General features: G+C 67.3%; 18 protein-coding genes and 1 CRISPR repeat array. Of the genes, 6 read left to right on the top strand and 12 right to left on the bottom strand.

All coding sequences use genetic code 11. From position 1 onward, the window contains the following. Position 1 precedes the first annotated feature (1 nt). Positions 2 to 643: a hypothetical protein gene (locus GYB83_RS21495; protein WP_161897314.1), complete on the top strand. Its 642-nt coding sequence runs from the start codon at positions 2 to 4 to the stop codon at positions 641 to 643. A gap of 1 nt (position 644) precedes the next feature. On the opposite strand, the gene GYB83_RS21490 is transcribed toward GYB83_RS21495, so the two are convergent. Beyond that, positions 645 to 1,352, bottom strand: a complete 708-nt coding sequence (locus GYB83_RS21490; protein ID WP_161897313.1) for a TetR/AcrR family transcriptional regulator — start codon at positions 1,350 to 1,352, stop codon at positions 645 to 647. Positions 1,353 to 1,437: 85 nt separating this feature from the next. Here GYB83_RS21490 and GYB83_RS21485 point away from each other — a divergent pair, with 85 nt between their 5' ends. Both GYB83_RS21485 and GYB83_RS21480 read left to right on the top strand, forming a co-directional pair. Further along, positions 1,438 to 2,889, top strand: a complete 1,452-nt coding sequence (locus GYB83_RS21485) for an MFS transporter (RefSeq protein WP_161897312.1) — start codon at positions 1,438 to 1,440, stop codon at positions 2,887 to 2,889. A gap of 38 nt (positions 2,890 to 2,927) precedes the next feature. Beyond that, positions 2,928 to 3,722 carry a cytochrome c oxidase assembly protein gene (locus GYB83_RS21480; RefSeq protein WP_161897311.1) on the top strand — a complete coding sequence of 265 codons (795 nt, stop codon included), beginning with the start codon at positions 2,928 to 2,930 and terminating at the stop codon, positions 3,720 to 3,722. Positions 3,723 to 3,793: 71 nt separating this feature from the next. Here the strand turns inward: GYB83_RS21480 and GYB83_RS24260 are convergent, their stop codons facing one another. The 3 genes from GYB83_RS24260 to GYB83_RS23430 all read right to left on the bottom strand — a co-directional run bounded on the left by GYB83_RS24260 (position 3,794) and on the right by GYB83_RS23430 (position 5,393). Next, positions 3,794 to 4,423: a pentapeptide repeat-containing protein gene (locus GYB83_RS24260; protein WP_503826512.1), complete on the bottom strand. Its 630-nt coding sequence runs from the start codon at positions 4,421 to 4,423 to the stop codon at positions 3,794 to 3,796. Positions 4,424 to 4,778: 355 nt separating this feature from the next. After that, positions 4,779 to 5,027, bottom strand: a complete 249-nt coding sequence (locus GYB83_RS23935; protein ID WP_267130338.1) for a DUF732 domain-containing protein — start codon at positions 5,025 to 5,027, stop codon at positions 4,779 to 4,781. 225 nt (positions 5,028 to 5,252) lie between these two features. Then, a complete protein-coding gene (locus GYB83_RS23430; protein WP_186349827.1) occupies positions 5,253 to 5,393 on the bottom strand; it encodes a hypothetical protein in 141 nt (46 codons plus the stop codon). Between the two features lie 32 nt (positions 5,394 to 5,425). Between GYB83_RS23430 and abc-f the strand changes: the two genes are divergently transcribed. The 3 genes from abc-f to GYB83_RS21455 are packed head-to-tail and all read left to right on the top strand — an operon-like array spanning position 5,426 to position 8,723. After that, a complete protein-coding gene (gene abc-f, locus GYB83_RS21465; RefSeq protein WP_161897308.1) occupies positions 5,426 to 7,072 on the top strand; it encodes a ribosomal protection-like ABC-F family protein in 1,647 nt (548 codons plus the stop codon). 45 nt (positions 7,073 to 7,117) lie between these two features. Continuing rightward, positions 7,118 to 8,227, top strand: coding sequence for an NAD(P)H-dependent amine dehydrogenase family protein (locus tag GYB83_RS21460; RefSeq protein WP_161897307.1), 1,110 nt, complete (start codon positions 7,118 to 7,120; stop codon positions 8,225 to 8,227). A gap of 4 nt (positions 8,228 to 8,231) precedes the next feature. Beyond that, positions 8,232 to 8,723: a carboxymuconolactone decarboxylase family protein gene (locus GYB83_RS21455; RefSeq protein WP_161897306.1), complete on the top strand. Its 492-nt coding sequence runs from the start codon at positions 8,232 to 8,234 to the stop codon at positions 8,721 to 8,723. A gap of 296 nt (positions 8,724 to 9,019) precedes the next feature. Continuing rightward, positions 9,020 to 10,248: direct repeats of the CRISPR family, unit length 29 nt; unit sequence GGGACCATCCCCGCTCGCGCGGGGAGCAC. 131 nt (positions 10,249 to 10,379) lie between these two features. On the opposite strand, the gene cas2e is transcribed toward GYB83_RS21455, so the two are convergent. Genes cas2e through cas3 form a run of 8 tightly spaced genes read right to left on the bottom strand, consistent with a single transcriptional unit; the run spans position 10,380 to position 19,239 of the window. After that, a complete protein-coding gene (cas2e, locus tag GYB83_RS21450) occupies positions 10,380 to 10,712 on the bottom strand; it encodes a type I-E CRISPR-associated endoribonuclease Cas2e (RefSeq protein WP_228461794.1) in 333 nt (110 codons plus the stop codon). A gap of 2 nt (positions 10,713 to 10,714) precedes the next feature. After that, positions 10,715 to 11,695 (bottom strand): type I-E CRISPR-associated endonuclease Cas1e, encoded by a 981-nt coding sequence (gene cas1e / locus GYB83_RS21445; RefSeq protein WP_161897304.1) that lies wholly within the window; start codon positions 11,693 to 11,695, stop codon positions 10,715 to 10,717. 1 nt (position 11,696) lies between these two features. Then, on the bottom strand, positions 11,697 to 12,362 hold the full coding sequence (cas6e, locus tag GYB83_RS21440) for a type I-E CRISPR-associated protein Cas6/Cse3/CasE (RefSeq protein ID WP_228461793.1): 666 nt from the start codon (positions 12,360 to 12,362) through the stop codon (positions 11,697 to 11,699). A gap of 5 nt (positions 12,363 to 12,367) precedes the next feature. Continuing rightward, positions 12,368 to 13,069, bottom strand: coding sequence for a type I-E CRISPR-associated protein Cas5/CasD (gene cas5e, locus GYB83_RS21435; RefSeq protein WP_161897302.1), 702 nt, complete (start codon positions 13,067 to 13,069; stop codon positions 12,368 to 12,370). Beyond that, positions 13,066 to 14,178 (bottom strand): type I-E CRISPR-associated protein Cas7/Cse4/CasC, encoded by a 1,113-nt coding sequence (gene cas7e, locus GYB83_RS21430; RefSeq protein ID WP_161897301.1) that lies wholly within the window; start codon positions 14,176 to 14,178, stop codon positions 13,066 to 13,068. The genes cas5e and cas7e overlap by 4 nt, the downstream gene beginning before the upstream one ends. A 41-nt stretch (positions 14,179 to 14,219) precedes the next feature. After that, the gene (gene casB, locus GYB83_RS21425) at positions 14,220 to 14,867 is read right to left on the bottom strand and encodes a type I-E CRISPR-associated protein Cse2/CasB (protein ID WP_161897300.1); all 648 of its coding nucleotides are present in this window, start codon (positions 14,865 to 14,867) and stop codon (positions 14,220 to 14,222) included. Next, complete coding sequence (gene casA / locus GYB83_RS21420; RefSeq protein ID WP_161897299.1) at positions 14,867 to 16,456, bottom strand: type I-E CRISPR-associated protein Cse1/CasA; 1,590 nt, start codon at positions 16,454 to 16,456, stop codon at positions 14,867 to 14,869. The genes casB and casA overlap by 1 nt, the downstream gene beginning before the upstream one ends. Next, positions 16,453 to 19,239: a CRISPR-associated helicase Cas3' gene (gene cas3, locus GYB83_RS21415; protein WP_161897298.1), complete on the bottom strand. Its 2,787-nt coding sequence runs from the start codon at positions 19,237 to 19,239 to the stop codon at positions 16,453 to 16,455. The genes casA and cas3 overlap by 4 nt, the downstream gene beginning before the upstream one ends. Between the last annotated feature and the right edge of the window lie 546 nt (positions 19,240 to 19,785).

Here is a 19,785-nt window from a genome sequence, read left to right as displayed (position 1 = left end):
CGTGACCGATCTGAGGGCCGTCGCGAACGTCGTCGAGGAGACCGCCGACATCGTTCGACACCGATCGCACGACCTGTCATGGCAGTCGACCTTCGACACCCGCGACGAGCTCGTCGGAATCCTCGACGAGCGGGCCGCGGCACTGCGGGCGGGAGACCGATCGTCTGTGGCCGAAGTGAGGTCCTGGTTTCTGCCGACGGGGCCGTTGTGCGAGATCGCGGCGAGCAGCGGGTGGCTTCCCGAATACACCGAACTCGGAAACCGGCTGGACGTGCTCTGTGCTCCTGCGACGACCACCGTCTCGTCGAGCGACCGCCCGTTGGCGATGGTGTTCCTCTACGTGCAGGGTCTGCTCGTGTTCCTCGGCTACGGTCTCACGCAGTTGTCGAAACTCGACGACACCTATTGCAGTGTCCGCCCCGGCGACGGCTACGCCGACTGCGGCGACCCGGGCTGGCCGGACAGGGCCGCGATGACCAGCGTCATCGGCGGCGGTCTGCTCATCATCGTCACTGCCGCGTGCATCGGATGGACCATCGCTCGTGGCCGACGAAGCCTGCCGGTCTCGATCTGCTTCCTCGCCGTTCAGGTGCTTCTGCTCTGCGTGACGATATGGATGGCGGCCCAATTCGGTCCCGCCTGATTCAGCGCTGCGACTCGAGCCGCAGCCCGGCGAGCAGCAGGTCGAGCCCGGCGGCGAACTGGTCGCGGTCGTCGTGGCCGTCGAATTCGTCGACGATGTAGTGCACATAGGGGTACTCGGCCGGGTCGAGTGCGCGCCACTGGTCGGCGAACCGTTTGAGGTAGGCCTCGCCCGACATGGTGCCGTCGAGGACCTCCTTCGGCGGCTGTTGGCCGAGGTCGGTCGCGGTGCCGATGACAAACCCCAGAATCGCGGAGACCGCGTGGAAGGTCTCTCGCGGCGGGAGTCCGAGCCGCATCACGTGTCGGCCGATCGTCTCGTACAGGCGCAGCCCGTTCGGTTGGACGCCGGTGTCGCGCATCAGATATCCGCCGAGCCACGGGCGGTCCGCGACGGTGTCGAACAGTGCGACGCCCACCCGTCGCACGTCGGCGATCGGATCGTCGGAGTCGACGAACTCGTCGGTGACGGCGAGGACGTCGCCCAGGACGTGGTCGGTGGCGCGGTCGAGCAGTTCGTCCTTGTTCTGGACGTACCAGTAGATGCTGGCGACGCCGCCGCCGAGGCGGGCGGCGAGGGAACGGAACGTCAGCGCGGCCTCGCCTGATTCGTCGAGGATCGCGACGGCCTGGCCGATCACGGTCTCCATCGAGTGAGACGCGCGTCGTCGCCCGGTCGGCTTCGTGTCGGTGCGGTCTGTGGCAGTCATCTCTTGCATCGTATCGAACGCCGTTCTATCGTATAGAACATCGTTCGATAACCGAACGCCGTTCGATAACGAAAGGAGCGTCCCGATGACCACCGCAACGCACTCTCCGCGCACGTACACCTCATTGCGAGCCGCCTGGATCCCGTTGTTCGCGCTCTGCCTCGCGTTCTTCGTCGAGATGGTCGACAACACCCTGCTCACCATCGCGCTGCCCACCATCGGCCGCGACCTCGGCAGTGGCACCACGGCCCTCCAGTGGGTCACCGGCGCGTACTCGCTGACCTTCGGCGGCCTGCTGCTGACCGCGGGATCGATGGCCGACCGGATCGGTCGTCGGCGGGTCCTCCTCGTCGGCCTCGCCGCGTTCGGCCTCATCAGCCTCGGCGTCCTCGCAGTCACGTCCACCGGCGAACTCATCGTCCTGCGTGCACTTCTCGGCCTCGCCGCGGCGGCGATGGCTCCGATCACCAACTCCCTCGTCTTCCGGCTGTTCGACGATGAGGCGTTGCGCATGCGGTCGATGACCCTGATGATCATCGTCGGCATGAGCGGGTTCATCCTGGGCCCGTTGCTCGGTGGAACCGCCCTCGCGCACGTCGGCTGGGAATGGCTGCTGCTCGTCAACGCGCCGATCGCGGTGATCGCGTGGATCGGCGTCCGCCTCGGTGTGCCCGCCGACCGCCCGGAGGATCTCACCACCGACCGGCTCGACCTGCCCGGCGCGGCGCTCAGCATCCTGGCGATCGGACTCGGCTGCTACACGCTCACCGCGGGTGTCGAACACGGCTGGACGTCGCCGTGGACGTGGGGCTGCGCGATCGGCGCGGCGGCCGCGGTCGCCGTGTTCGTCCGACATGAACGACGCACCGACCAGCCGATGCTCGACCTGAGTCTGTTCGCCCGCGGCACCGTCCGCGGCGCGGCGATAGCCCAGGTCGGCACGTCCATTGCGATGGCAGGCGTCATGTTCGGCCTCATCCTGCACTTCCAGTACGCGTACGGCTGGAGTCCGGTCCGGGCCGGCCTGGCGAATCTCCCGATGATCGTCACGATGATCGCCGCGACCCCGCTCTCGGAATACCTCGGCTCGCGGTTCGGTCACCGGATCGCCTGTCTGATCGGTGCGGGCTTCCTCACCGCGTCGCTCGCGGGCATGGCCTGGGGAGTCCACCACGGCTACCTCGTCATAGCGATCAGCATGGTGCTCATGACGATCGGCCTGCGTACGGTCATGACCATCTGCGCAGTGGCCCTGGTGAACGCGATGCCTGAGAACCGGACGTCCATCGGCGCCGCGCTCAACGACACCGCCCAAGAGGTCGGCACCAGCGTCGGCACCGCGGTCATCGGCACCCTCATCGCCGCCCTGGTCACATCGAATCTGCCCGTCGGCGCATGGAGCCACGACCTCGTCGAGTCGTTCTTCGACGGTGAGCGCGTCGCCTACGCGGTCCTGGCCGTCGTGGTCGGAGCGATCGCCGGATGGGGCGCCCTCACGCTCACCGATTCCCGCGACGTGGACGAGCACGCTGGATAATTGTGCGTGACCGGTCACAAGGCTGTACTTGTTGATGAGTGCATCACCACGGGTACGACTGCTGCGCGATCACCGGCGGCACTCATCTGCCACTCCCGGTGCTCGCGCTGTGCGCGGTCCTGGCGATCGCGGTGATCGGCTACGCGGTGGTCGCGACGCAGTTGGGCGACCGCTGGCCCGCACGTCGGATCGGCTGGTTCGCACTCGGCGCCGCAAGCGTCGCGTCATCGTGCCTGATCATGGCCGACGGCTCGCAGCCGCTCCTGGGGCACGTGGCGTCGATGGTCGTCGCGCCGGTGTTCCTGGTGCTCGCCCGTCCGCTCCGGATGGTGCTCCGCGGCTGCGCCGCCGACGACCGGAGGCGAGTCGCGCGGCTCGCGATACGCCTGCGTCGGATGCACCTGCACAATCGCCCCACCTGGGTGGCCGCCGAGTACGTGCTGTCGATGGCCTTCATGGTGTCGCCCGCGATGATGCTGCTCGGCTCATCGCTCGTCGTCCACCTCGCCATGATGTTGTACATGGTGGCGTGCGGCATCGGGTTCTTCCGCACCGTGCTCGGCGTCCCGATCTGGGGGACCGTGCACCCGAGGGCGGTCAGGGCCCGCATCGCGTGGGCGGCGACCGCGGGGATGGCGCTGATCGGCTGGGTGCTGACGATGTGGCCTGCGGCCGCGGGGGTCACGACGGCGCAGGCCGTGACGTTCACCGTGGCGACGGTCGGCGTGACCGGTGCCGCGGCGCTGTCGGTGCGCGACGGGTCGGCGGCTCACGTGTCGGTGCGGATCGCGCCGCACGACGTGACCTCACGTGGAATGGAGGGGGTCGGGTAGGAATCCGAGCTTGCCGAGCGGCGGCCTGCGGGCGTCGGCTTACTGCCGGGCAATGAGTGAGCGTATCGGTCCTATCGGTCGTTCAGCCTGAACGCCCTGGTGACGATGTCGACGGCACCCGGATAGTGTTCGAGTTGCAGGAGCCCGACGGCACCGGCAGGCAAGAATCGCGACGAGCGTGCTTCCTCACCGAGAATCATCGTCGCCATGTCCGCATCCGGGCCTTCACAGAGGGCAAGATACGTCAGCGCATCGTCGACGGCGCGGGGATAGTCGGCGATCAGGTGGATGCTGTCGCCTGCGGGCGGAATGCAGTGCCGAAAGTCGATTGCCGAGAACGTCGTATCCATCAACTGCGTGCTCGAGAAGTCGCATCCGCGGAGAGTGTTCGACCCGAGGCCGACGGGTGCATTCTGGTGAAATCGGCGTCCGTCGAAGAACGACCCGTCCACGACTGCCGAGCGGAAATCACAGAACTCCAGAACGGTCTCCAGGAACCGGGTGTGCTGCCATCGCGTACCGGTGAAATCACAGTGCGTGAAGAATCCCGGTGTAGTGCTTGCAGATCGTATGTCCGAGCCGCTGAAGTCGCATCGGTCGAACCGGCTGCGACGGCCGCCACTGGTTGAACGCGACCCGAGCGACGCTCCACCCAGATTCGCGGACGTGAACGAACAGTCCGTGAAACTCGCCGAGAACACTCGGATTGAGGTGAGCACGGCACTGTCGAAGCGACAGTTCTCGAAGTCGACGTCGAAGATCCGCCATTGGTCCAGTTCGGCGAACGACAGGTCGACGTCGCGGACTGTCGGCCGCCCGCCCAATGCCCGACGGATGAGGGGACGCCGAGGCGGGTCGAGACGCAGTGCCAAGCCCACCGAAAGTCCACGCAGATCTGTTCGGCCGTCGATCGTCCCGAACGGAGATGCGGCCGTCCCCTGGAGAAGGAGCCGATAGGAAGCCTCCGCGGAGTCCGCGCTCCAGCGGTCTCGGAGCTCCAGGGCTCGTGTCACAGCGTCGGCTTCCTCAAGGAGAGACGGCCATCGTGCGCGGGATTCAACCGGGTAGTCCGGGGATCGCGAGGCTCGGCATCGTGGGTGTTCCGCCAGCCGAAGGAGGGCAGAGGAAGATCGTCGCACCGCCGACAATCGAGATCGCGTCGTCTTGGCTCATCTTCAGGCTCATGGCCTCATCGACGACCCCCGTGCCCTTGCTGATGTCGCTGCACACCTTATGGCCGAGTGCGACGGCTTCTTCGTCGCTCGCGAAGGCGACGGTCACCTTGTCCTTCTTCAGCTGAGCCAAGAAGGCAGTCTCAGACTCGGAGAACTGGGGGTTCGACACCGTCGAACTCGACGTCGGTGCACGTTCTGCGCCTGATTCGTCGGCACCGCAAGCGCTGATCAATGCCGCTGTCGCGACGGCTGCGGAGACGAGCAGGACTGTACGTCGAGGCATTAGGGGCGTCCTTTCGCGGGCGGGAGGACTACTGTACGCGCTCGTTCACGCCTCCTCTGGACGAACCGGGCCTCAGTCGTAGAGGTCGGTGTGTGCGTCGCGGACCAGGTTCTTCTGGATCTTGCCCGTCGATGGCTTCGGAAGCTCGTCGACGACGATGCATTCGGGGATCTTGTAGCCGTCGACTTCCCGCCACGACCGCTCCGGCTGCACCGAAGTAGCCGCTGGATGCGACGATGTGAGCCATGACCGCCACACTCGTCGCCAAGGACGTCGCGGGCGGCTACGCCCACCGAGTGCTGTTCGAGGACCTCGATCTGACGGTCGCCCCCGGTGACGTCGTCGGCGTCGTCGGGGCCAACGGCGCGGGCAAGTCGACGCTGCTCCGGATACTCGCGGGCGACCTCGCGCCGCTCGCGGGGACCGTCAGCCGGGCGCCGAGCGACGCCTTCGTCGGCTGGCTGCCGCAGGAGCACGAGCGGGTGGACGGCGAGACGGTCGGCGCCTACGTGGCGCGGCGCACGGGCTGTGCGGCCGCCGCGGCGGCGATGGACGCGGCGGCGCAGGCGATGGCGGACGGCGACGACGTGGCCGACGAGTACGCGGCGGCTCTCGACCATTGGCTGGTGACCGGGGCCGCCGACCTCGACGAACGTCTGCCCGCGGTGCTCGCCGACCTCGGACTCGGCTCCGACGTCCTCGACCCGGCGCGGGCCCCGATGACCGGACTGTCCGGCGGCCAGGCCGCGCGGGTCGGACTCGCCGCACTGCTGTGCTCGCGGTTCGACATCGTTCTGCTCGACGAGCCGACCAACGATCTCGACCTCGACGGCCTCGCCGTCCTGGAGGAGGTGGTGGCGGGGATGCGCGGCGGAGTGGTCCTCGTCAGCCACGACCGCGAGTTCCTGGCACGCAGCGTGACGCGCGTCCTCGAACTCGATCTGGCCCAGCACACGAACACCGTCTTCGGCGGCGGCTACGAGAGCTACCTCGAGGAGCGGGAGGTGGCGCGCAGGCATCGCCGCGAAGAGTACGAGGAGTACGCCGAACGCAAGGCCGACCTCGTCGCGCGGGCCAGGGTCCAGCGCGAATGGTCGAGCCAGGGCGTCCGCAACGCGATGAAGAAGAATCCCGACAACGACAAGATGCGCAAGCGCGCGCAGTCGGAGTCGAGTGAGAAGCAGGCGCAGAAGGTCCGCCAGATGGAGAGCCGGATCGCGCGACTCACCGAGGTCGTCGAACCCCGTAAGGAGTGGGTGCTCGAGTTCACGATCGGCGCGGCGCCGCGGTCGAGTTCGGTGGTGTCGACGCTCAACGACGCCGTCGTCCGGCAGGGAGAGTTCACCCTCGGTCCGGTGTCGTTGCAGGTGAACGCTGGTGAGCGGATCGGCATCACCGGGCCGAACGGGGCCGGGAAGTCGACATTGTTGAAGGCGGTCCTCGGTCGCGTCGAGCCCGACTCGGGGACGGCGGCATTGGGCGCGAACGTCGCGATCGGCGAGATCGATCAGGCTCGCGGGCTCTTCACCGGTGATCAGCCGCTCGCGGCACGGTTCGAGGGCCTCGTCCCCGAGTACACCACGGCCGACGTCCGGACCCTGCTCGCCAAGTTCGGGCTGAAGGCCGATCACGTCGACCGGCCCGTCGACGATCTCTCTCCGGGGGAGAGGACCCGAGCCGCCCTCGCTCTTCTGCAGGCGAGGGGCACCAACGTCCTCGTCCTCGACGAGCCGACCAACCATCTCGACCTCGCCGCCATCGAGCAGCTCGAATCGGCGCTCGCGTCGTACGACGGTGCGCTCCTCCTGGTGACGCACGACCGCCGCATGTTGGCGAACGTGAACGTCGACCGCCGTTGGCACGTCGAGAACGGTCGCGTCACCGAACTCTGACGAACCGCCCACCGCGGGGAGTCCGGAGGCCTATGCTCTCTACACATGAAGAACGAGAACACGTTCTACCCGCCGATTCCGGTGGCGGTGTGGGGCACGGGCAATGTCGGGCGCGCCGCGATCCGCGCGGTACTCGCCCACCCCGATCTGGTCCTGACCGCGGTCATCGTGTCCGCCGAAGCCAAAGACGGTCGCGATGCGGGCGACCTCGCCGACCTCGCCGAGCCCACCGGTGTCCGGGCCACCCGCGACGTCGAGGCGGCGCTGACCACGCTGAACGGCTCCGGGGCCGTCGTCTACGCGGCGTCGGGCGAGATCCGACCCGACGACGCGCTTGTCGACATCCGGCGCGCCCTGGCCGGGGGAGCGGTGGTCGTGACACCGTCGGTGTACGCGCTCTACGACCACCGGAACACGCCCGCCGAGATCCGTGACCCGATCGCTCGGGCGTGCGTGGACGGCGGCTCGGCGTTGTTCGTCAGCGGCATCGACCCCGGATGGGGCAACGACGTCCTGCCCGCGCTGATCAGTGGACTCGGTTCGCGGATCGACCTGATCCGCTGCCAGGAGATCTTCGACTACTCGACCTATGACGCCGAGGACTCGGTCCGCTACCTCGTCGGCATGGGGCAGCCGATGGACTACGAGCCGCCGATGGTGGCGCCCGGCGTTCCGTCGATGGTGTGGGGCGGTCAGGTCCGGATCCTCGCCCGCGCGCTCGGCGTCGAGCTCGACGAATTGCGCGAGGTGGTCGAGCGGCGGCCGTTGGCCGCGACCGTCACGACCGCGCTCGGCGAGTTCGTCGAAGGCGGGCAGGGAGCGCTCCGGTTCGAGGTCCAGGGCATTGTCGGCGGCCAGCCGTTGATCGTCATCGAGCACGTCACCCGGATCGTCGCGGACGTGGCGCCCGACTGGCCCACTCCGGCGGACGGCGGCGACGGCGCCCACCGGGTGATCATCGAGGGCCGACCGCGCATCGAGGTCAACGTCGAGGCCACGGACGAGGGCGGCAACCGCTCCGCGGGTGGGAACGCCACGGCCGTCGGACGCCTCGTGAACGCCATTCCGTGGCTCCGCGCCGCCGATCCAGGCCTGTACGACGGTCTCGACGTGCCGCTGCAGCCCAGCTCTGCTCTCCGTACCGAAAGGACATAGGCACATGTTCATCGACATCCCCGACGGGAAAGACCCCATAGGCTACGTGTGGGGCGAGATGGTGCCCGGCATCGGCCCCGCTGCGGCCGGAGCGGCCACCGCCGTCTACGCCCACAGCACCCTCGGACTCCGCGAGTTCGAGGCCGCGAGGCTGCGGATCGCGCAGATCAACGGTTGCCTGTTCTGCCAGGACTGGCGCACCGAACGCGACGGCGTGAAGGTGGAGGAGACCTTCGACCAGGCTGTCCGCGACTGGCGCACCACCGACGCCTTCGACGACCGGGTGCGGTTGGCCGCCGAGTACTCCGAACGGTACGCCCTCGACCACCACGGGATCGACGACGAGTTCTGGGAGCGGATGCGCGCGTCCTATACCGACCGCGAAATCGTCGAACTGTCCATATGCATCGGTTCGTGGCTGGCGTTCGGACGACTCAACCGAGTCCTGGGCCTCGACGCGGTCTGCGTGCTTCCCAGCCACCTCGGCTCGCGCTGACTGCGCGAGTCTCCTCCCTCCTGCAGTCCTGCCGGTGACCCGCAGACCTCCTCCACTGTCAGGTGACACGCCCAGTCGTACGACGTTTATCCAGTGGGTCAGCAGTCCCGGAGTAGTTACAGATGCCCGGGCGCCGCGGTGATGCAGCCACTCGGCGTGGTGCCATCCCCGCTCGCGTGGGGGAGCACCAGTGCGCCGAACGTTGGTGACGTTTTCCCGTGAAAGGACTGGGAACGTCACCAACGTTCGCCGCGCGGTGAGCACGCAATCGTCGGGCTCCACCTAAGCGGGGCGCTCGGACCATCCCTGCTCGCGCCGGGAGCACATCTGCGGGTCGTGCTCCCATCGGTCGCGGATGGGACCATCCCCGCACACCCTGCAAGATCGCATTCAGGAGGGGACCATCCCCGCTCGCGCGGGGAGCACATGTGCTTGGGCCGCTCGACGTGCTCGGCGACGGGACCATTCCCGCTCGCGCGGGGAGCACGGGACCTGTGGTGTCGGGCTGGTCCGCCGAGGGGGACCATCCCCGCTCGCGCGGGGAGCACTTCTCGGGCTGCGCTGCGTAGTGGTCGATCTCGGGACCATCCCCGCTCGCGCGGGGAGCACCGGTCGCAGCCCAACCTACGGACCGTCGTGGACGGACCATCCCCGCTCGCGCGGGGAGCACTCGTCGGAGTGGACCTCGGTGACGGCGCGGCCGGGACCATCCCCGCTCGCGCGGGGAGCACCATCGTTGTCCATAAACGCCATCACCTCGGCGGGGACCATCCCCGCTCGCGCGGGGAGCACAGCACCTGGGACATCGTGGTCGCGCCGACGACGGGACCATCCCCGCTCGCGCGGGGAGCACTTCGTCAACGGGCTCACCAATTTCGAGCCCACCGGACCATCCCCGCTCGCGCGGGGAGCACGTCAGCCAGAGGATGCGGGCGAGGACCGCCCGGGGACCATCCCCGCTCGCGCGGGGAGCACGAGGCCGGACACTTCGCGCAGTGGGAGGCAGAGGGACCATCCCCGCTCGCGCGGGGAGCACTCGACGGCGATCCTCGCTGAGACCGCCCGCCGAGGACCATCCCCGCTCGCGCGGGGAGCACCCAGCCCGCATCGTGAGCTCTTCACCCTCGCGGGGACCATCCCCGCTCGCGCGGGGAGCACCCCTCGTCGATCGCGTCCGAGAGGTCGATCAGGGGACCATCCCCGCTCGCGCGGGGAGCACCTGTCTCGGCTGCAGGTCCACCTGATCGATACCGGACCATCCCCGCTCGCGCGGGGAGCACGCGGTCGGCCTCCCCGTCGAGGGCGCTGCCCAGGGACCATCCCCGCTCGCGCGGGGAGCACGGTTGCCAGTTGCCCGGCTTCGCGTCCCCGGCACGGACCATCCCCGCTCGCGCGGGGAGCACGCGTGGGCTGAGCATCTGAATGTAGTCGAGCAGGGACCATCCCCGCTCGCGCGGGGAGCACCCGTCACCGGCGAGCAGCCGACGACGTCGTTCGGGACCATCCCCGCTCGCGCGGGGAGCACACTTCCTGACCAGGAACGTTACATGCGAGAACCGGAAATCAGAATGACTTTGGGTCGCCAGTTGTCCGGTTGCGCCCAGCGGTATTCGGTACGAATCGGTCGTGTCCCCGTGAGTCCTCTGGACGGCGGATCTATCGGCGACGACGGCGTTGGGCCGCTGTGCTCCAACCTTTCCTGACGCGTCCTCGTGTCACCGCGTTGTCCGTCGGTCGGCGCATCAGGGTTATCCCGTCCATGTCGACGGGCTCCCATTCGTGACGGTGCACTTTGAAAGCGAGGCGTTGTTCCCCGTCGCTGTTATGGACCATGATCGCTTTTCCGTCGTGGACGTATTCGACGATCTGGTTCCACAGATGGTCCCGTACGCGGGCAGGGACATGACCTACGTACACCCCGGCGCTGATTTCGAGAAGCCATCGAGTGAGGGTTCCCCGCAACTTCGCCGGACAGCTGGTCAGGACCACCACTACCACGGGAGTTCCTCGTCGTCGGGAGCGAAGTTGGTTCCGCCGACCACTTTGTCGCCGCGGTCGTCCCACAGCTCGATGACATCCGCGTAGTCGACCTCTGTGTCGCTGCTCTCCTCGGGAGGGAGCAGCAGCCGGTGGATGTCACGCACACAGCGCGTCATGATCGTCCCCGACTTGACCGCGTCTCGAACGGCCCGGCGCGTGATCGACCCGACGTCGTCTTCGTCGAGATCCTCGCGGGCGATCGTCGCCGCCACGTCGAAGGCGACCGGGATGGTGATGTCGGCCTTGTAGAGGTCTGCGACGTCGTAGACGAACGACCGGTCGTGGCCGGTGTGGACGAATCCGAGGCCAGGACTGCATCCGAGGGCGACGATCACCGAATGGACGACGCCGTAGAGGCAACTGTGGGCGGCAGACAGCGCTTGGTTGACGACGTCGGACGCCGCGAAATCGAGAGGATCGTAGTCGCGCCGCCGCCATTCGACGCTCGTGCGTTCGGCGTGTTCACGGTACAGGCCACGGACACGCGCACCCTCCCTGCCGCGCAACTGTTGCATCGAGCATTCCGACACGTCCTCGTCGGGGAATCGCATCTCGTACATCGCACGCGCGACCGCGACCCGTTCGCGCGAGTTCGAGACGGCGCGGGCCTGGGCGTCGAGCAGCCGTGACGTCCGGCCGAGAGGTCGTCCGTGTGCGTAGTATCTGACGCCACGTTCGCCGACCCACACGGCTGTCGACCCGCTGTCGGCGAGGAGCAGCATCGCCTGATGCGTCACCCGAGTGCCCGGACCGAGAAGGAGTGCGCCGAGTGACGCCGCCGGGATGTGGATGACGCCCGCGTCGTCGGTCGCGGTGATGGCGCTGTCGTCCCGACCGATCGTCGCCCGCTCGACGTACACGAACGAGATCCGATCCTGAACGCGGACGAGTTCACTCGGCCGTGTCGGCCGGACACCTGGCGTCTTCTTCACGTCACGCCACTGGCAGCAGGGTCAATAGCCCGCAGCCGTACCCTTTCGCCCGGCCGATGCCGTGGGTCAGCGCGTGCCTCAACTGGTCGACATCGGTCACACGGAGGCGACCCTCGAACGAAGCCGTCACCAAGGTGACCTTGCCGCCCCCACGCTTGAAGACGGCCGTATCACGTTCTCTCACAACGAGTTCCGTGCGTTCGTCGGCCGACCCGTCAACAGTGCTCGAGACGAGCTCGAAGCCGTTGGTCCGCGAGCGCTCGGTGAACCATTCGCGTTGGTACGCGTCGGTCACGTGTCCGACGATCTGCTTGCTTCCGTCCGGGAGCGACATCCGATGCGTCGGGTTCGCGTTGATCCGGAAGACGTACTCGTCGCCGGTTCGTAGCGATGCCAGGAAGGGCTCGTAGTCGCGCGTCGCCCACGGGGTGGTCGTCGTCCAACCCGCCTGGTCGACGATGTGCGCGAGACACGGTTCAGACGGACTGACGATCAACAATTCGACGTCGTCCGCGTGACTGTCGACCCGCCACAGCACGCGTCCGTCGTCGGTGTCGGTAGCGGTGCCCGGCGCGAATGCCGCCATCACCGCGGCGTGCATGGCGTGCCGATTCCCGAGAAGCTTCATGGCACCACGTCGACGTCGGTTGAGCGCGATTCGCGACATGTACATCAGTTGCCTCCCAGGGCGGCCAGCCAGTCGGGTCGAGATGCCGGACGCGTCGACTCGGGGTTGTCGACGTCGACGAACTCGTGGACCACATCACGCCATTCGTATCGCCGGTGGGCGGGGTCGTAGCTGATCGGGTGATCCCGAATCGTCTCCGCCGCAGCCTCACCCTCGTCGGCGTCGCGCACGATAGGAAGCCGCACGCGCGCGCCCTGCGCTCGGCGATGATGCTCACTCGCGGTCCAGTCCGCGGATGTCAGTGCCTGGAGCACCGACCCGTCGACGAGACGTCCACGGATCGGTCCGGCGGGCGGAAACGCCCGCCGACCCAGATAGAGCGGGAATGTCGGGCTGCTGAGCGCTTCGACGACCCCTTCCAGTAGGTCGTCGGGGCCGTGTACGGCGGCGACGAACCGAGCGTCGGCGAGGTAGTAGCGGTGGGTCAGCTGACGGGACTTGTTGGTTCGCCAGTCGATCTCGGTCTGGAAGTCCCGCTCGAGACGCCCCGGCTGATCGGTGCGGACCCCGAACGAGAGCGACGCTAGATCTTCGATCGGGTCTGTGCGGCGTCGGCCCATCGCGGACGCGAGCAGGCCGAGAACACCGCTCTTGGTGGGTTCCGGTCGCGTCTGACGTTGAGTGAATCGGCTCGAATCACCCCACGCCTGCTGCGGCCCGGCCAACCCGAGGAGCAGGGTCGTCACTTGTCGTCCCCGAGGCGATCGCGGACCTCGCCGCCGAGCTTCGAGATGAGGTCGGTGATCGAGATCCCGGCAGGTGCATCGTCGACCTTGCGCGTCGACACGACGTACGCTGCCGCCGGAGCCGCGTCGTAGGCCGTGTAGAGCGCGTCGGCCTCCCGCATCAGCGCAGCGATCGACGCGCCGCTCAGGCCCGCGCGATCGTTCGCATCGACAGGCTTCTCGAACGCGGCCGCGAAGCTGATCGGCTGATCGGTACGAACCGTGGCGAGCACGAACGACGGGAGCGTGTTGTTGGCGAACGTGTTCCGCTTGCCGGTGGGCATCGAGGTGACGAACGAACGCGTGAACGCCTCCACACCGCGAGCCGCGGCTTCGGTCGATCCGAGCGTCTCACCGAGCGCCGTGACGTTGACGGTGGCGTACCGGTACAAGGTCGCCGTGTTGAATTCGACGGTGCCGATCATGCCGGCGCCGGCATTGTCGTCGGACTGTCGATCGTCGACCGCGGTGAAGTAGTCGAACTCGGGGACCACCGCGTGTGTCCCGATCGCGTGGGCGACCTGCGCGGCCGCGTCGACGTTGATGTCGGGCGCGTCGGCGATCATCCGGCCGAACAGCGCGAGGTCGATCGAGTTGCCCCGTTTGAGGACGGCTTTCGCATCCTTCTTGTCGATCGACTCCGTTGGAGCCGCTGCAAGTGCGGCGAGGGCGTCGATCTGCGGGTTGCTGAGGAACAACAATGCGCCGGTCTTGAAATGCTCGGTCTGGTCCTCGGCGCCCTTGCGCGGCTTGACCTTCTCGACCTTGATCCCGGCGGCGGTCAGCGCTTCGATCGCCCGCGCCTGCGCCGTTTCGTCACTCACCGATGAATCGGCCAGCTGCACCCGGTCGGCGATCACCTCCACCATCTTGAGCGTGCGGACACCGAGATCCGCATCGTCGAGGTGCGCGGCGAAGTCGTGACGCATGGCGCGTTTCCACGCCTGACTCGAGACACGGGCACGTCGGCTGCCGCCGAAGACCGTCGTCTTGGGGCTGCCGTCCTCGTCTCGGTTGATGTTGGCCGGGGGGACGGGATGAATCGCGTGAAAGTCGATGAAGAGTGACATGAGAAGGGCTCCTGTTGTCGGTGAACGGGTCGGGAGAGGGGCTACTCGGTGGACTCGGCAGGGGAGTCGTCAGACGGTCTCGGGGACCTGCTGAAGTCGCGGGACCACCTGAGTTGAACCGCTCGCCGCGACTCGCCCGCGCCCGTGCGGTCGCGCCCGGCGAGTCGTGCGAGATCGTCGGCGAGCATCCCGTAGTCGAGGGCGATCCCGTGCGACCGGAGTTGCCCGATCAGGCTGCGCAGATGCCAATGGACCTCGTCGACGGTGTCGGCGGTGACCAGTGCGTTGAAGCGTCGGACCACGGGTTCGCTCGGTGCGTCCGATCCGGCGGCGTAGGCGAGACGATTCAATGCCGCGCCGAGGGACGGTCCGTCCGTGTGCATCGCCTGCGTCTTCGACTGCTGGTGGAAGGCGTACAGGGTGAGCGCGGTGTAGACGGCCTGCTCGTCGTACGTGGGGAACGGGTAGTCGGCGTCGGTCGTCGCGAAACCGAGGAACGCGGTCTGCCAGGCGGCCGCGTCCTCGCCGATCTCCGACGACGCCGCGCGCCGGAGCTTCGCGAACGCTGCCACCGCGGCGCCGCTGTTCTTCTGCGCTCCGGCGTGCAGTTCGTTCGCACGTCGGGCGACGTAGGCGTCGATGCCGCGGCGGGTGCGCGGCACCGCGGCGGTCTTCTCTTCGGTCGTCATCAGGAAACGTCCTTCCGGTCGTCAGGCAGATGTTGGAGCAGGTTGTATCGGAACCAATTGGCCGCCGAACCCGCGGACACGGTTCGTCCGTCGACGATCCGGACAGCCCGGGAGCGGGGTGTCGCGGAGTCGAGGAGTTGATCGGCGACGGAGGCGATCGCATCGCGGGCCATTCCGAACCACGCACGGGATAGCGCATCGGTGTCTCGTTCGCCGTCGACGAGCACGACCCACCTCCGGAACTCATGGTCGAGTGCGGTGTACGCCGACCGCCGGGCCTCGTCAGCCGCCGCCGCACGGTCTCCGCCGTCCGCGATGGCGAGGTCCCCGGCGAGACGCGACAGCGCGGTCACGGCGTCGTCGGCTCGTTTCACCGCGTCGATGATGCAGGTCCGCGCCGATCCGGTGGCGACCGCGGCGGCCGGATGGAGCCGCAGGCTGTCGGTGAAGATCTCGGAGTATGTCGACATCTGCGGGCCGTACTCGACGCCGACGGACACGACCCCGATGAGTCGGTTCGGAACCTCGTGTCTGCTGACTCGTACAGCGAGTAGTTCGACGATCCTCGACGGGTGCGCGAGACGCACCCCTTTCGGATCATGCTTCGGTGCGGGGTCGGGTAGGAGAGAAGCGAGCCCGCGCCACATGGCGCGTGAGAAGTCGTGCGCGCGGGGCATGTGGAGGGGATTCGCCGACTTCTCCTTCTTCGTCTGCGGCTCGCTGTATCGCCATGACGTCATCGGCTCCACCTTGAACTGGGACGCCTTGGCGACCGGGTCCCCGACACAGACGAGGACTCGTTGGACGTGTCCGTCGGCCGCGAACAGTCGAATGTGCCTGATCGGCCATGTGAACAGACCTGCGGGACCGACCGGGTCGGCCGTCGACGACCGAGGCTCCGGTGTCAGCGGGTCGAGTTCCCACAAGGCCTTGTCGCGGCCGCGGAGTCCGGCGTCGTTCGACGGCACCCAATTGTGCAGAAGCGTCTGTCGAAGATCGTCGCCGTCGAGGTACAGCCCGCCGAGCCAGCCCGCCCAGCCGACGCCGACGGGGTAGCCTTTACCGCCCTTGGTGCGCGGATCGTCGACGGCGCCCGACTTGATGCCGTCGAAGTCGTACGCCTGGCAGTGCACCAACCATCGCGCGGCCTCTGCGTACGACAGGTCGGTGACGTCGCGCCGCATCGTGAAGAGGCTGTCGGGGCCGGGGCTGTCGGGGATGAGGATGCCCAACGGCTTCGTTTCGCCCGACGTGCTCTCCAGCCCCGCCACTTGCATGAACGGGTGGACGGGGTGGAACAGATCGAAGCGGTCGTGCCATTTCTCGAGGTAGGCGTCGATGCGGTCGAGGGGCAGCGTCCCGGAATCCCAGATCGCGGCGAGGTCGTCGTCGGAGTCGAGCGATCGGTACATGACGGCGAGCGCGATCCGGAGGACCGCGAAATCCTGAGTGGGGAGTTCGCCCGCGATACGACGGATCTCGGATGAGCGATGGAACAGTTCGCGCAGCGACACGTCGGTCGACGTCCCGTCGAGCAGTCGAACCCGGATCCACGGGTCCTCGACGAGGTTGAAGGCCGGTGCGTTCATGACTTCTCCAGTGGGGTGAGGACGAGGCCGAGCTCGGTGTCGTAGTGAAACAAGAAGTCGACGTGCTCGGCGTCGCCGTTCGTGTCGAGCACGAGGGGAAGTGCTCCGCGCAACCAACGGGAGTTCTGCCAGCAGTCGACGCCGTTCTGTTCGAGTTCGTCGATCAGGCGGTCGCCGATTCCCTGGCGACCGAGGAAGCCGGGCAGGCGCAGCGTGTTCATCGCGGCGGCGCGGGCCACGTCGTCGTCGACCACGGTGCTGTTCTCCACCTGCGCGCCGGGCGAGTCCGCGGCCCAGGTCGGGATCACCACGGTGCGGCCCACGCGTTGGACGACGACCACTTCGATGGTGTCTTCGGTGTCGCGGACTTGGGCGGCGCCGCGCTCGCTCGTCGTCGGGTCCGCGGCTTGTCGCTCGGACCAGCCGGTGAGCGACTTGCTGGTCGGTGGATCGAGGAGAAAGTCTTCGGCCTTGTTTTGTTGCTTTACTCGGGCTTCCTCGTCGGCCGTGGTCGCCGTCGCCCACGCGTCCTCCCAGCCCGACGGGGCGGTGATCGTCTCGTACGCCCGAGTCACCAGGACTGCTACATCGTCGGGGCTGGTGATCACGTCGCTCGTCTGGAAGTGTTCGTCGATCGTGGCGATGGCACGAAGGAGCGACGCGGTGCCGTACACGGCCGTGCATCCGCTGTCCAGGACGGGCGGACCGACGTCCTCTCGCGTGAAGCCTGTCAGGGTGAGCGTCGCCGTCTGGTGTTGGGCGGGTCGATCGCCGTGCTTCCAGTCGTGCCGATGAAGGCGACCGGCGCGTTGCAACAGCAGATCGATCGGGGCGATGTCGGAGAACATGACGTCGAAGTCGATGTCGAGCGACTGCTCGATCACTTGCGTCGCGACGACGAGAACCGGACGTGTCGCTGGGTCGCGCACGGTGTCCGGTCCGAGCCTTTCCCGCAGTCGTTGTTCACGTGCGGCGCGGTCGGGTGCGAGGAATCGGGAGTGCAGCAAGACCACGTCGACGCCGTCGGGGACCAGGGATCGCACCGCGCGGTACACGCTCTGGGCCCTGTTGACCGCGTTGCAGACGACTGCCACGTTGGCGCCGGTCGACGCGGCTTCGGCCGCCGCCGATGCGACGGTGTCGGCTTCTCCGGGCAGTTCGCCGATCGTCAGGACCGCTGTGCGTGACGATGCCGGGACGGCGATGATCTCGGATCCGTTGTCGCTGGTCCTGGTGATGCGGGGGTAGACGATGACCTCGTCCGCGGCGAGGTCGTCGTATCGACCGAGGCCGTCGTTGTATGCGGTGAGGAGTTCGGCGCGGATGCTGGGCGTGAGCGTCGCCGACATCGCGATCACGGGCACACCGTACGCGGCGAGCCACGTCAGCATCCGGCACAGGTAGACCCGCATGTAGGCGTCGGCAGCGTGACACTCGTCGATGATCACTACCTTGCCCGCGAGTCCGAGGTGGCGGAGTGCGACGTGCTTGGACCGCAGTGCGCCGAGCAACAATTGGTCGATGGTCCCGACGACGAAGTCGGACATCGTGGTGAGCTTCGCGCGTCCGGTCAGGAAGGAGTGCGCGATCACCTGGCCGTCGGCGTCGTTGTTGTCGTAGACGCGGGACATCTCCACGATGTCCTGATACTCGTCGTTGAACTCGGCCTTTCCGTGAGCGAGCACCAACGACGTGGTGCCCGAGCCGTTGGCCGCGTCCAACCAGTCGAGGACCGGTCCGAGGATGCCGTCGGAGGTGGCCTGGGTCGGGAGCGCGAACATGACTCCGCCGAGGCCGAAGCGGGCGGCCAGGATCTCGCTGGCGCCCAACGCGGCCTTGGTCTTTCCGTCGCCCGTGGGGGCTTCGAGAATCAGGAGTTCGGGGGATTCGAGAGTGCGTGCGAGCGCGACGAGCGTGGTCTGGAGCGGTCGCGGCGCGTCAAGTCGGAGATGGTCGGCGAAGATCTCGGCATCGGCGAGGTCCTCGGTCCGCCATGGCGCGGGTAGTCGGAGGCGGTTCATAGCCTCAGCGGCGGCGCCGACGTCGCGCGGTGCGGTGGTGAGCGGGAAGTAGTACGTGTTTGAGGCGATCCAATCCGCCATGACGGTCAGGCCGACGATGACGATCGCCGCGGGTTGCGTCAATCGAAGTGACCGCAACTCGTCGAAATCGTCATCAGTGAGTCCGGCTAGTGTTGCCACGTACTCCATCAGCTCGTTCTGGGTGGCTTCCCAGAGCGTGCCGCTGCCGAGGAGTTCGGCACTGCCGTCCGCATACACAGGTGCCGGAGGCGTGAACGAACCGTGGTGGCCGAGAGCGATCGCGGCGTACATGTCGGCGCGCGTGGGGTGGAATCCGCGGGTCTCGACCAGCCATCGTTCCTGAATCAGTTTGCCTGCTGCCGAATGCGGGAGCTTTGACCTGTTCCTATCGACCGACACATGGAACGGGAGGCCAGAGTCGGCGATCGTGCTGCGGAGCCCATCGACCTGGCACGCGAAGGCCGGCGACGCCTTGCCGGCGTCGTGTCCACTCGCCAGGAAGACGGCGAGCCGCTTCGCTCGCGCGTCGTCGCCGTCCATCGATTCCGTGACGATCAGCTTCACCGCGGACGGGAGGAACTCGTCCCAGAGTTGCGACGCGACTGCCGCGGAGTCGGCCATGTGCTGGTAGAGCGGCATCCAGTTCTCTGGTGCGTCGTAGTCGGACTTGGCCCAGAGGACACGGGCCCGTGCCGACATCGCGCCGGGTTGGCGCGAGGTGTCGGGGGTGGGTGGTTTCATGTCCATGAGTAGGGACCGTACGGAGGTATTTGGCGGTTGGCGGGAGGTAGGCCGGATTTCGTCCGTTCGGATGAAAATTGCAGGTGAAATACCTAATTCATAGGCGAAGAGATGCCCTGGTGTGTGCGACCGGGCCGCTCATGCAGCCCGGTCGCGCCCCTGTAGATGAGGGGATCACGAAGCCCTGGGTGTCGGCAGTCGAAACACCTAGGGGCCATCCCAGCGGGGATCTGCTATAGGTCGTTTGGACCCAGGAATGAGGCTAACTTGCGTGGCCGGACGAATCCTTCTGAATCGATGGGACTGTGACGACCTACGCGGAGTGTCTATCGATGCGCTCCATGATCGCACGGCGGATGATTTAGCCAGCTTCACGATCTCGATGTCCGCGCGGCGATGCAGGCTGGCTTAGATGTCGGCGGGGGAGTCGAACCATCAAAGGTCTGTTCGGCCGCCGCTCAATGTGACCGCCGGATGCGCTTCGTCGTCGGTGCCGACGGACCATCCCGCGTGCGCGGGGAGCACTTGAGGCTAAGCGCCGAATAG

The organism is Gordonia spumicola, from assembly GCF_009932475.1.
Taxonomy (GTDB): domain Bacteria; phylum Actinomycetota; class Actinomycetes; order Mycobacteriales; family Mycobacteriaceae; genus Gordonia; species Gordonia spumicola.
The sequence above is the reverse complement of the archived record's forward strand: the minus strand, read 5'-3'. Positions and strand labels throughout refer to the sequence as shown.